The organism is Enterobacter sp. T2 (assembly GCF_010692925.1).
Classification (GTDB): Bacteria; Pseudomonadota; Gammaproteobacteria; order Enterobacterales; family Enterobacteriaceae; genus Enterobacter; species Enterobacter kobei.
Genome location: NZ_CP048736.1, coordinates 4,692,735 through 4,705,505, shown reverse-complemented (window position 1 = coordinate 4,705,505; position 12,771 = coordinate 4,692,735). Strand labels below are relative to the sequence as shown.

The following is a 12,771-nucleotide window of genomic DNA, read 5'->3' as shown; positions in this document are numbered from 1 at the left end:
TCTGCTGGACAATATTTTGTCATCTCCCTTTATAAAGCCACGTAAAACCCCCGTCGTCAATTGCTGCGAAAACGGTTCAGCAAACGAATAAATGCGGGCAATTTACGAAATTTAATTCGCATTGCGTCAGATAAGAGATGCTTATGGGAATGTGACGGAGATCGCGGGATTTACTCCCCTCACCCTGCCCTCTCCCCAAAGGGGAGAGGGTGTTCAAATTCCCTCTCCCCTTTGGGGAGAGGGGTAGGGTGAGGGGCAGTTTTTAATGCCAGCAGAAGTGGTGCACAACCTGGGTAATCAACTCGCGAGTGGGCTTGATGAAGCGGGTTTCCAGATACTCATCCGGCTGGTGCGCCTGGTTAATGGAGCCAGGGCCAAGGACCAGCGTCGGACACAGCGTCTGAATGAACGGCGCTTCGGTGCAGTAGTTCACCACGTCGGTTTTTTCACCAAGCAGTTTTTCCACCACTTCAACCAGCTGGTGATCCGGAGGGCACTCATAACCCGGGATCGGCGGATGTAGTTCGGAGACCGTCAGGCGGCCCGGCCAGCGCTCGCTCACCGGAGCCAGCGCTTCATTCAGCAAGCCGTCGAGATCGCTCAGCGTCATACCCGGCAGTGGGCGGATATCCATATGCAGTTCGCAGCAGGCGCAGATACGGTTGGAGGCATCGCCGCCGTGCAGGCTGCCGAGGTTTAGGGTCGGATACGGCACGGTGAACGCGTCATAGTGATAACGTTCTTTCAGCGAGTCGCGCAGGGTCATGATGCGCCCGATGGCGTCATGCATCAGCTCAATCGCATTTACGCCGCGCGCCGGATCGCTGGAATGGCCGGACTGGCCCAGCACGCGCACGGCCGTCGAGATATGGCCTTTGTGCGCGCGAATCGGTTGCAGTGACGTCGGCTCGCCGATAATGGCGCAATCCGGGCGAATCGACGTGTTTTCAGAGAAGTAGCGCGCGCCCGCCATGCTGGTCTCTTCGTCGGCAGTCGCCAGAATGTAGAGCGGCTTTTTCAGTTTTGTCACGTCCACATCACGCAGCGCGTCGAGGATAAAGGCGAAGAAGCCTTTCATGTCGGCGGTGCCGAGACCATAGAGTTTGTTGTCGTGCTCGGTCAGGGTGAACGGATCGCGGGTCCAGCGGCCATCGTCAAACGGCACGGTGTCGGTATGACCGGCAAGCAGCAGGCCGCCCGCACCGGTTCCGGTGCTGGCCAGCAGGTTAAATTTATGACGGGTTCCGGGGACGGGCTGTACCTCAACGTTAAACCCAAGATCGCTAAACCAACCCGCCAGCAGATTGATTAAAGACTCATTGCTTTGATCCAGCGCTTCTTCCGTTGCACTGATGGACGGTGTGGCAATCAGGGCGCGGTAGATCTCGATAAATGGCGGTAAGTTCATTTTCATTGTTGACACACCTTAGGTCGTGATAGTATCAATATTCATGCAATAAATGTGAATAAAAATACATTAACGTTGAGCATAAAGGAACCCGATGTTGAATACGCTGATTGTAGGCGCTAGCGGTTATGCGGGCGCAGAGCTTGTAAGCTACGTGAATCGCCATCCACATATGACCATAACCGCTTTGACCGTGTCAGCGCAAAGCAATGATGCAGGAAAGTTAATTTCCGATTTGCATCCGTGGCTTTTGGGCATTGTCGATCTGCCGCTGCAGCCGATGTCTGACATCAGTGAGTTCACCGACGGCGTTGACGTGGTGTTTTTAGCCACTGCGCACGAAGTCAGTCATGACCTGGCACCGCAGTTCCTGGCAGCCGGCTGCGTGGTGTTCGATCTCTCCGGCGCGTTCCGCGTTAACGACGGCGCGTTCTACGAAAAATATTACGGTTTCACCCATCAGCACCCCGATCTGCTTGAAAAAGCGGTTTACGGCCTGGCGGAGTGGAGCACAGACAAACTCAAAGAAGCGGATCTGATTGCCGTGCCGGGCTGCTACCCGACGGCGGCGCAACTTTCCCTGAAACCGCTGATCGACGCAGGTCTGCTGGATCTGAACCAGTGGCCGGTGATCAACGCCACCAGCGGCGTGAGCGGAGCAGGGCGCAAAGCGGCGATCTCTAATAGCTTCTGCGAAGTGAGCCTTCAGCCGTATGGCGTGTTTAATCACCGCCATCACCCTGAAATCACGACGCATCTGGGTACGGACGTCATTTTCACGCCGCATCTGGGCAGCTTCCCGCGCGGGATCCTTGAAACCATCACCTGCCGCCTGAAACCGGGCGTGACCAAAGAGCAGGTGAGCGAGGTCTTCACGCAGGCGTATGCGGATAAACCGCTGGTGCGTCTGTATGACAAAGGCGTGCCGGCGCTGAAAAACGTGGTCGGACTGCCGTTCTGCGACATCGGCTTTGCCGTACAGGGCGAACACCTGATTGTGGTCGCTGCAGAAGATAACTTACTCAAAGGCGCTGCCGCACAGGCAATGCAGTGTGCAAATATTCGTTTCGGCTTCCCTGAAACGCAGGCTCTTATTTAAGGTGTGATGATGAACCCATTAATTATCAAACTCGGTGGTGTACTGCTGGACAGCGAAGAAGCGCTGGAGCGTCTGTTTACCGCGCTGGTGAACTATCGTGAATCACACCAACGTCCGCTGGTGATTGTGCACGGCGGCGGCTGCGTGGTAGATGAGCTGATGAAAGGGCTCAACCTGCCGGTGAAAAAGAAAAACGGCCTGCGCGTCACGCCCGCTGACCAGATTGACATCATTACCGGCGCGCTGGCGGGAACGGCGAACAAAACGCTGCTGGCATGGGCGAAGAAACATCATATTGCCTCCGTTGGCCTCTGCCTGGGGGATGGCGACAGCGTAAAAGTGACCCAGCTCGATGAAGAGCTCGGCCACGTTGGACTGGCGCAGCCGGGTTCGCCTAAGCTGATTAACACGCTGCTGGAAGGTGGTTTCCTGCCAGTGGTGAGCTCTATCGGCGTGACCGAAGAGGGCGAGCTGATGAACGTTAACGCGGATCAGGCGGCAACGGCTCTGGCGGCTACGCTGGGCGCAGACCTGATCCTGCTTTCCGACGTGAGCGGCATTCTGGACGGCAAAGGCCAGCGCATCGCGGAAATGACCGCGGCCAAAGCCGAACAGCTGATCGCGCAGGGCATCATTACTGACGGCATGATCGTCAAAGTGAACGCCGCGCTGGATGCCGCTCGCACGCTGGGTCGCCCGGTGGATATCGCCTCCTGGCGTCACGCGGAACAACTGCCGGCGCTGTTTAACGGCACGCCGATTGGCACGCGTATTTTAGCGTAATCGATTTAATGTTTTGTAGGCCCGGTAAGCGCAGCGCCACCGGTCAATGAAATTCAAAGATATTAAGGAAGCATGTTATGGCACTTTGGGGTGGGCGTTTTACACAGGCAGCGGATCAGCGGTTCAAACAGTTCAATGACTCTTTGCGCTTCGACTACCGCCTGGCCGAACAGGATATTGTCGGCTCTGTGGCCTGGTCCAAAGCGCTGGTGACCGTTGGCGTGCTGACCGCAGAGGAGCAGCTACAACTGGAAGAGGCGCTGAATAACCTTCTGGAAGAGGTGCGTCTGGATCCGCAGCAAATCCTGCAGAGCGATGCCGAAGATATTCACAGCTGGGTGGAAGGCAAACTTATCGACAAAGTCGGTCAGTTGGGTAAAAAGCTACACACCGGCCGTAGCCGTAACGACCAGGTTGCGACCGACCTGAAGCTGTGGTGTAAAGAGACCGTTGGCGAGCTGCTGGCAGCTAACCGTCAGCTGCAGAGCGCGCTGGTAGAGACCGCGCAGAACAACCAGGACGCCGTGATGCCGGGCTATACCCACCTGCAGCGCGCGCAGCCGGTGACCTTTGCCCACTGGTGTCTGGCCTATGTTGAGATGCTGGCGCGTGACGAAAGCCGTCTGCAGGACACCCTGAAACGTCTGGATGTCAGCCCACTGGGCAGCGGCGCGCTGGCCGGTACCGCGTATGAAATCGACCGTGAACAGCTCGCAGGCTGGCTGGGCTTTGCGTCCGCCACCCGTAACAGCCTGGACAGCGTCTCTGACCGTGACCATGTACTGGAGCTGCTCTCCAATGCGTCTATCGGGATGGTGCATCTGTCGCGCTTTGCCGAAGACCTGATCTTCTTTAACTCCGGTGAAGCCGGTTTTGTGGAGCTGTCCGACCGCGTGACGTCCGGATCTTCCCTGATGCCGCAGAAGAAAAACCCGGACGCGCTGGAGCTGATTCGCGGCAAGTGTGGCCGTGTGCAGGGCGCACTGACCGGTATGATGATGACCCTGAAAGGGCTGCCACTGGCTTATAACAAAGATATGCAGGAAGACAAAGAAGGGCTGTTCGACGCGCTCGACACCTGGCTGGATTGTCTGCATATGGGGGCGCTGGTGCTGGATGGCATTCAGGTGAAACGTCCGCGCTGCCAGGAAGCGGCGCAGCAGGGGTATGCCAACTCCACCGAGCTGGCGGATTACCTGGTCGCGAAGGGCGTACCGTTCCGTGAAGCGCACCATATTGTGGGCGAAGCGGTGGTGGAGGCGATTCGTCAGGGTAAACCGCTGGAAGATCTGGCACTGGCCGACTTGCAGAAGTTCAGTGCGGTTATCGGGGAGGATGTCTATCCGATTCTGGCGCTGCAATCCTGCCTGGATAAGCGTGCCGCGAAAGGCGGCGTGTCGCCGAAGCAGGTCGCGCAGGCGATTACGGATGCGAAAAACCGGTTGGTTTGATCGGTGCGGGTGGGTGCCCTCACCCCGGCCCTCTCCCATAGGGAGAGGGAGCAAACACTAAAAATGGCAACTTCGGTTGCCATTTTGCGTTTACCTCGGGCTTTTTTACGCAAAAAAAAGCGGACCACGGGGTCCGCAAAAGTTCACGTTGGCTTTAGTTGTTCGAGTTTTGAGAGAAACTCGATGACGGTGCGGGGACGTCAAGGGTCAAACACGTGCCGCCTCGTCTATGTGGTGTATTATTCAACAGAAAACTTGATAGGGATAATCGTTCGTTGCTATGCTATCTATCGCCATGAACTATCGTGGCGACGGAGGATGAATAATGAATATTCGTGATCTTGAATACCTGGTAGCGCTAGCCGAGCACCGCCATTTTCGCCGTGCTGCAGATTCCTGCCACGTCAGCCAGCCGACGCTGAGCGGTCAGATCCGCAAGCTGGAAGATGAGCTGGGCGTGATGCTGCTGGAGCGCACCAGTCGTAAGGTACTGTTCACCCAGGCCGGTTTGTTGCTGGTGGATCAGGCGCGCACCGTGCTGCGCGAGGTCAAAGTGCTCAAGGAAATGGCAAGCCAGCAGGGGGAAGCGATGTCCGGCCCACTGCATATTGGCCTGATCCCAACCGTTGGCCCGTATCTTTTGCCGCACATTATTCCAATGTTGCACCAGACTTTCCCAAAACTCGAAATGTACCTGCATGAAGCGCAAACCCATCAACTGCTGGCGCAGTTAGATAGCGGCAAGCTTGACTGCGCTATTCTGGCGCTGGTGAAAGAGAGCGAAGCGTTTATTGAAGTGCCGCTGTTCGATGAGCCAATGATGCTGGCGATCTATGAAGATCACCCGTGGGCGAACCGCGATCGCGTGCCGATGGCCGATCTGGCCGGTGAAAAGCTGCTGATGCTGGAAGATGGCCACTGTCTGCGCGATCAGGCAATGGGCTTTTGCTTTGAAGCGGGTGCCGACGAAGATACCCATTTCCGCGCAACCAGCCTGGAAACGCTGCGTAATATGGTGGCGGCGGGAAGCGGGATTACGCTGCTGCCTGCGCTGGCCGTGCCGCGCGAGCGTAAGCGTGACGGCGTGGTTTATCTGCCGTGCATTAAGCCGGAACCGCGTCGCACGATCGGCCTTGTTTATCGTCCGGGGTCACCGCTGCGCAGCCGCTATGAGCAGCTGGCAGAGGCCATCCGCGGTGCGATGGATGGCCATTTCGATAACGCGTTAAAACAGGCGGTTTAAGCCGTTCAGCGCGGCGACCCGATAGGCTTCCGCCATAGTCGGGTAGTTAAAGGTGGTGTTAACGAAGTACTCAATGGTGTTACCGCCGCCTTTTTGCTCCATAATCGCCTGGCCGATGTGAATGATTTCCGCCGCGCGCTCACCAAAGCAGTGAATGCCGAGGATCTCTTTCGTCTCGCGATGGAACAGGATTTTCAGCGTCCCCACGCTCATTCCGACAATTTGCGCCCGCGCCAGATGTTTAAACTGCGCGCGACCCACCTCATATGGCACTTTCATTGACGTCAGCTGCTGCTCGGTTTTCCCTACGGAACTGATTTCCGGAATGGTATAGATGCCGGTCGGGATATCTTCGATCAGATGCGCCGTCGCTTCACCTTTCACCAGCGCCTGTGCGGCAATACGGCCCTGGTCATAAGCGGCAGAGGCCAGGCTTGGGTAACCAATCACGTCGCCGACCGCGTAAACGTGCGGCAGGGCAGTCTGGTACATGCTGTTGACCTTCAGCTGACCGCGGCTGTCGGTCTCAAGTCCGATATTCTCCAGCTGCAGGGAATCGGTGTTGCCGGTACGACCGTTGGCGTACAGCAGGCAGTCCGCTTTCAGCTTCTTACCGGACTTGAGGTGCATGATCACACCGTCGTCGCAACCTTCAATCTTCTCGTATTCTTCGTTGTGGCGAATCACCACGCCGCTGTTCCAGAAGTGGTAGGAGAGAGAGTCTGACATCTCCTGATCGAGGAATGCCAGCAGGCGGTCGCGCGTGTTGATGAGATCAACTTTGACATCCATTCCGCGGAAGATCGACGCATATTCGCAGCCAATGACCCCTGCGCCATAGATAATGACGTGGCGGGGTTCATGGTGCAGGCTCAGAATCGAGTCGCTGTCGTAAACGCGCGGGTGCGAGAAGTCGACGTCGGCCGGGTGGTAAGGGCGCGATCCGCAGGCAATCACAAATTTTTCGGCGGTGAGGGTCTCCACCGAACCGTCGTGGCATTCAAGTGCCAGGGTGTGTTCATCCACAAAATGCGCGTTGCCCTGCAAAATCTCACAGTGGTTACGCTCATAAAACCCCTGGCGCATGCGCGTCTGCTGGTTAATGACGGTATCCGCATGATTCAGGATGTCGGCAAAGGAGGAACGAAGAAGTCGGGAGTGGTCGCTGTAAAGAGGGTTCTGGTTAAATTCGATAATGCGGCTAACGGCGTGGCGGAGGGCTTTTGAAGGGATGGTGCCCCAGTGGGTGCAACCGCCGCCGACATTATGGTAGCGCTCAATGACCGCTACTCTGGCTCCCTGTTTCACCAGACCCATAGCAGCGCCTTCGCCGCCGGGGCCGGAACCAATAACTATTGCGTCGTAATCGTAGGAATGTGGCATGGTAAGGCTTACCTGTTCTTATACATAAAAGCAACAGAATCATAACATCATTGCCAGGGTAACCCAATTATCGTTGTGCTTTTTTCCGGCAGTGGAGCACAAACCGCACGTAAACAATCATTCACAAAGCCAGGCAAACAGATTAATTTTATTCTCTGGTATAGTGCCAGCAGGCCTTTGGAAGGATTCAACTATCGTGATGGGCGTAAGAGCACAACAAAAAGAGAAAACCCGGCGTTCGCTGGTGGAAGCCGCATTCAGTCAACTGAGTGCCGAGCGGAGTTTTGCCAGTTTGAGCCTGCGCGAAGTCGCACGCGAGGCCGGGATTGCGCCAACGTCCTTCTATCGTCATTTCCGTGATGTGGATGAACTGGGCCTGACCATGGTCGATGAAAGCGGTCTGATGCTGCGCCAGCTGATGCGCCAGGCACGTCAGCGTATCGCCAAAGGGGGGAGCGTGATACGCACCTCCGTGTCGACCTTTATGGAATTTATTGGCAATAACCCCAACGCGTTTCGTCTGCTTTTGCGCGAGCGTTCGGGCACATCGGCGGCGTTTCGTGCCGCCGTCGCGCGTGAAATTCAGCACTTCATCGCGGAACTTGCCGACTATCTTGAACTCGAAAACCATATGCCGCGTGCGTTTACTGAAGCACAGGCTGAGGCGATGGTGACGATTGTTTTCAGCGCGGGTGCCGAAGCGCTGGATGTCAGCATTGAACAACGCAAACAGCTCGAAGAGCGACTGGTATTGCAGCTCAGGATGATCTCCAAAGGCGCGTACTACTGGTATCGCCGTGAACAAGAGAAACTGGCACATCAAACCGAAGAGTGAAGGTGAGTAATGAAACAGTCAGGTCAGGATAAAGGGACGCTGTTGCTGGCATTGATCGCTGGCTTATCCATTAATGGGACGTTTGCCGCTATTTTTAGCTCAATTGTTCCGTTTTCGATTTTCCCGCTTATTGCGCTGGTGCTGACGGTGTACTGCCTGCATCAACGTTACCTGAACCGCACCATGCCGGTGGGGTTACCGGGGCTGGCCGCTGCCTGCTTTATTCTCGGCGTATTGCTGTATAGCACCGTGGTGCGTGCGGAGTACCCGGATATCGGATCTAACTTCTTCCCTGCGGTACTGTCTGTGGCGCTGGTATTCTGGATTGGCTCGCGCATGCGTAGCCGTAAGAGCCAGTTACCAGAGTAATGAATTATTTGTAGGGCAGGTAAGCGAAGCGCCACCTGCCAAAAACGGCCTACAGATTACCGTGCGGTAAGTAAAACGCCGCACTCCATATGGTGCGTATACGGGAACTGATCGAACAGCGCCAGGCGTTCAACTTTGTGCGTCTGGCTTAATGTTTCGAGGTTCTTGCACAGCGTCTCCGGGTTACAGGAGATGTACAAAATGCGCGGGTACGCCTGCACCATCTTTTCGGTTTCGCTGTCCAGGCCACTGCGCGGCGGGTCGACAAAAATCGTCTCACACTGGTAGCTCTTCAGGTCGATCCCTTCCAGGCGGTTAAACGCCCGCACGCCGTTCATGGCCTGCGTGAACTCTTCTGCGGCCATACGAATGATCTGCACGTTGTCGATATGGTTAGCGGCAATGTTGTACTGCGCGGCGGCAACTGACGGCTTGGCTATTTCGGTTGCCAGAACGCGATCAAAGTTACGTGCCAGGGCCAGGGAGAAGTTGCCGTTACCGCAGTACAGCTCAAGCAGGTCGCCTTTAGATCCTTCCGTCGCCTTGAGCGCCCACTCCAGCATCTGCACGTTCATCGCGGCGTTCGGCTGAGTGAAGCTGTTCTCGACCTGACGATAAATCATCTCTTTACCCGCTACCGGCAAACGCTCATCGACGTAATCCTGATCCAGCATGATTTTGGTTTTGGTCGCGCGGCCAATCAGGTGGACATTGATGTTCTGCGCACGCAGCGCATCGCGCAGGGCTTCTGCCTGTTCGCGCCATTCGTCGGTCAGCGCTTTGTGGTAGAGCAGAGAGACAATCGCCTGATTGCTTTGCGTGGTCAGATAGTCAATCTGGAACAGCTTATGACGCAGCACCGGATTATCGCGCACACCGTCAATGATCAGGGTCATCAGCTGGTTGATGAGCTCACTCGCCGCCGGGAAGCTGTCCACGCGAATGCGGGATTTCGTCTGCTGATCGAAAATGATGTGGTACAGGTCATCTCCGTCGTGCCAGATGCGGAACTCGGCGCGCATGCGGTAGTGGCTGACGGGAGAGCGGAACACCTCGGGAACGGGCGCGTTGAACGGCGTCATCATACTTTGCAGGCGGACGACTTTCTCTGCCAGCTGCGCGTCGTACTGTTCTGTCGGGAGGTGTTCTGGGGTCATGATGCGTCCTGAGTGATAAAGAATTACGCGGGGATTGTAGGCATTGTGCAGGGGATGTCCAGATTTAATGGCTCATAGCTGTCTGGACATCTATACGTGTCTAATTGTAGCATTCTGTTTCCGGTCTCCTGAGAGTGAAAAGGGAATCCAGTGTAATTCTGGAGCTGACGCGCAGCGGTAAAGACTGGCGGGATGAACGTTGTAGACACTGTGAAAATGGGAAGTCTTCATCCGTATAACGCCACCTAGCCCGAAGACCTGCCGGGATCACGTCGCATTTGGTTTCATCATCGCGTGCTATCGATGGGGCCTGCGGCATCCTTCTTATATTGTGGATGCTTTAACAATGATTAAAAAAGTATCGCTGTTGACGGCGCTGTCCGTCACGGCATTTTCGGGCTGGGCGCAGGATAGCGCCGACTCGTTGGTGGTGACGGCAAATCGTTTTGAACAACCGGCAAAAACCGTTCTGGCGCCGACGTCCGTTGTGACACGAGAAGATATTGAACGCTGGCAGGCAAAGAGCGTTGTGGAAATCATGTCGCGTTTGCCGGGAGTGGACATCGCGCAAAGTGGTGGCCTGGGTGCGACCTCTTCTACTTTTATTCGTGGTACTGAGTCCCGTCACGTTCTGGTTCTGATTGACGGTGTACCGCTGAACAATGCCGGGATCAGCAACGTTCCCGATCTTAGCCAAATCCCCACCTCGCTGATTCAGCGCATTGAGTACATCCGCGGCCCGCGTTCTGCGCTGTATGGCTCCGACGCGATTGGCGGTGTGATCAACATTATCACCGGGCGCGATAAACCGGGAGCGGAAATTTCTGCCGGAGTGGGTTCTAAGGGTTATCAAACTTATGACGGTTCTTTCCAGCAGGTTCTGGATAAAACCAAAATCACCATGGCGGGTAATTACACTTATACCCGTGGTTTCGATATCGGTGCGAAAGATGCTCCGCGTCAGCCGGATCGTGACGGTTTTATGAGTAAGTCACTTTACGGTTCTGTGGAACAGCAAATTACCGATAGCATAAGTGGTTTTTTCCGCGGCTTTGGTTACGACAATCGCACTGCGTATGACGGCTATGACCATTACGATGCTAATTTTGTTGTTGATGGACGACCGGATACGCGCCAACTCTACAGTCAAAATTGGGATACTGGCCTGCGCTACAGTCAGGGGATATTTAAATCGCAGTTGGCCATAGGTTATGGTCGCAGCAAAGATCAGAACTATGACCCGAAGAAAGGGCGTTATTCAGATTCCGCAACGACGGACGATGTGAAGCAGTACACCACACAGTGGTTAAATTCCCTTGAAGTAGGTCATGGTAATATTGGTGCGGGCCTGGACTGGCAGAAACAAAAAACTCAGGCTGGTTCTAGCGCTATGGATAACGGCTATGAGCAGCGCAATACGGGCGTCTTCCTCTCGGCGATGCAGCAATTTGACAGCATCACGTTAGAAGCTGCGGCACGTAACGATGATAACTCGAATTTTGGCAATCATGCTACGTGGCAAACCAGTGCTGCGTGGGAGTTTATCGATGGTTACCGGATTATTGGTTCATATGGCACGGCTTATAAAGCACCGACGATGAGCCAGATTCACAGTGAGAAATATGGCAATCCTGACCTTAAGCCTGAAGAGAGTAAACAGTGGGAAGGAGGCTTTGAAGGTCTGACGGGGCCGGTTAACTGGCGCGTAACGGGTTATCGTAACGACATTGATAACCTAATTGGCTACGACGCAAACTACCGGTACTACAATGTGGACGAAGCCCGTATCAAAGGGATTGAAGCCACCGCGCAGTTTGATACCGGTCCGGTAGGGCACCAAATTTCCTATGACTATGTTGACCCACGTAATACTAAAACCAATGAAGTTCTGGCGCGCCGTTCTAAGCAGCAGGTTAAGTACCAGCTTGACTGGCAGGTATGGGATCTCGACTGGAATGTTTCCTATCGTTATTTGGGTACACGCTATGACGTTGCGGTCGATCCGAATACCTATTCTACAGAACGTGTAAAAATGGGTGGTGTCAGCCTGTGGGATGTCGCAGTTTCGTATCCTGTCACCTCACACCTCACAGTTCGTGGTAAAATAGCCAACCTGTTCGATAAAGATTACGAGACAGTTTATGGCTACCAAACTGCAGGACGGGAATACACCTTGTCTGGCAGCTACACCTTCTAATCCGCGTCCCACCGTGCTGGTATTTGATTCCGGCGTCGGTGGGCTTTCGGTCTATGATGAGATTCGGCATCTCCTGCCGGATCTCCATTACATTTACGCTTTCGATAATGTCGCGTTCCCGTACGGGGAAAAGAGTGAGGACTTTATCGTCGAGCGCGTGGTTGAAATCGTCACCGCAGTGCAAAAGCGCTATCCCCTTGCACTGGCCGTCATCGCCTGTAATACGGCGAGCACCGTTTCCCTTCCCGCCCTGCGTGAAAAATTCCCGTTCCCGGTTGTGGGCGTCGTGCCTGCAATCAAGCCTGCGGCACGTTTGACGGCGAATGGCATTGTGGGATTGCTGGCCACGCGAGGTACGGTAAAGCGTCCTTATACCCGCGAGCTGATCGAGCGTTTTGCTAACGAATGCCAGATTGCGATGCTCGGTTCGGCAGAGCTGGTGGAGATGGCCGAAGCGAAATTGCATGGACAGGCGGTATCACTCGACGAGCTGCGTCGTATTCTTCGTCCATGGTTGCGGATGCCCGAACCCCCGGATACGGTTGTGCTCGGCTGCACCCACTTCCCGTTACTACAGGAAGAGCTATTAGAGGTACTACCGGAGGGAACACGGCTGGTGGATTCCGGTGCGGCTATCGCGCGTCGTACGGCCTGGCTGCTGGAACATGAAGCGCCTGATGCGAAATCAGCCGATGCGAATATTGCTTTTTGTATGGCAATTACGAAAGAGACTGAGCAACTTTTACCCGTTTTACGCCGTTATGGCTTTCAAACGCTCGAAAAACTGGCGCTATAGCACGGTTTTGAGCAAAAAAGAGACGGTTGAAAGTTTTTTTTAAAAGAGGG

General features: G+C 55.0%; 11 protein-coding genes and 1 riboswitch. Of the genes, 8 read left to right on the top strand and 3 right to left on the bottom strand.

Annotation, left to right across the window (positions count from 1 at the left end; genetic code table 11):
- Positions 1 to 262: 262 nt before the first annotated feature.
- Positions 263 to 1,414, bottom strand: a complete 1,152-nt coding sequence (gene argE, locus G0034_RS22510; RefSeq protein ID WP_014885690.1) for an acetylornithine deacetylase — start codon at positions 1,412 to 1,414, stop codon at positions 263 to 265.
- Between the two features lie 88 nt (positions 1,415 to 1,502).
- On the opposite strand from argE, the gene argC reads away from it, so the two are divergent.
- The 4 genes from argC to oxyR all read left to right on the top strand — a co-directional run bounded on the left by argC (position 1,503) and on the right by oxyR (position 5,984).
- Positions 1,503 to 2,507, top strand: coding sequence for an N-acetyl-gamma-glutamyl-phosphate reductase (gene argC / locus G0034_RS22505; RefSeq protein ID WP_023331592.1), 1,005 nt, complete (start codon positions 1,503 to 1,505; stop codon positions 2,505 to 2,507).
- A gap of 6 nt (positions 2,508 to 2,513) precedes the next feature.
- Complete coding sequence (gene argB, locus G0034_RS22500) at positions 2,514 to 3,290, top strand: acetylglutamate kinase (protein WP_086527814.1); 777 nt, start codon at positions 2,514 to 2,516, stop codon at positions 3,288 to 3,290.
- 77 nt (positions 3,291 to 3,367) lie between these two features.
- Complete coding sequence (gene argH, locus G0034_RS22495; RefSeq protein WP_032635165.1) at positions 3,368 to 4,741, top strand: argininosuccinate lyase; 1,374 nt, start codon at positions 3,368 to 3,370, stop codon at positions 4,739 to 4,741.
- A gap of 325 nt (positions 4,742 to 5,066) precedes the next feature.
- Complete coding sequence (gene oxyR, locus G0034_RS22490) at positions 5,067 to 5,984, top strand: DNA-binding transcriptional regulator OxyR (protein ID WP_014885686.1); 918 nt, start codon at positions 5,067 to 5,069, stop codon at positions 5,982 to 5,984.
- Here oxyR and sthA read toward each other — a convergent pair.
- Positions 5,967 to 7,367, bottom strand: coding sequence for a Si-specific NAD(P)(+) transhydrogenase (gene sthA / locus G0034_RS22485; protein WP_014885685.1), 1,401 nt, complete (start codon positions 7,365 to 7,367; stop codon positions 5,967 to 5,969). The genes oxyR and sthA overlap by 18 nt on opposite strands.
- 196 nt (positions 7,368 to 7,563) lie before the next feature.
- Here sthA and fabR point away from each other — a divergent pair, with 196 nt between their 5' ends.
- Both fabR and G0034_RS22475 read left to right on the top strand, forming a co-directional pair.
- Positions 7,564 to 8,202 (top strand): HTH-type transcriptional repressor FabR, encoded by a 639-nt coding sequence (gene fabR / locus G0034_RS22480; protein WP_008501784.1) that lies wholly within the window; start codon positions 7,564 to 7,566, stop codon positions 8,200 to 8,202.
- Between the two features lie 9 nt (positions 8,203 to 8,211).
- Entirely contained in the window at positions 8,212 to 8,571 is a 360-nt protein-coding gene (locus G0034_RS22475) for a YijD family membrane protein (protein WP_008501783.1), read from the top strand.
- Between the two features lie 56 nt (positions 8,572 to 8,627).
- On the opposite strand, the gene trmA is transcribed toward G0034_RS22475, so the two are convergent.
- Positions 8,628 to 9,728: a tRNA (uridine(54)-C5)-methyltransferase TrmA gene (gene trmA / locus G0034_RS22470; RefSeq protein ID WP_023338877.1), complete on the bottom strand. Its 1,101-nt coding sequence runs from the start codon at positions 9,726 to 9,728 to the stop codon at positions 8,628 to 8,630.
- A gap of 104 nt (positions 9,729 to 9,832) precedes the next feature.
- Positions 9,833 to 10,008: riboswitch (cobalamin riboswitch) on the top strand.
- A gap of 66 nt (positions 10,009 to 10,074) precedes the next feature.
- Between trmA and btuB the strand changes: the two genes are divergently transcribed.
- Both btuB and murI read left to right on the top strand, forming a co-directional pair.
- Complete coding sequence (gene btuB / locus G0034_RS22465; protein ID WP_023338876.1) at positions 10,075 to 11,925, top strand: TonB-dependent vitamin B12 receptor BtuB; 1,851 nt, start codon at positions 10,075 to 10,077, stop codon at positions 11,923 to 11,925.
- Positions 11,870 to 12,721 carry a glutamate racemase gene (gene murI, locus G0034_RS22460; protein ID WP_014885682.1) on the top strand — a complete coding sequence of 284 codons (852 nt, stop codon included), beginning with the start codon at positions 11,870 to 11,872 and terminating at the stop codon, positions 12,719 to 12,721. The genes btuB and murI overlap by 56 nt, the downstream gene beginning before the upstream one ends.
- Positions 12,722 to 12,771 lie beyond the last annotated feature (50 nt).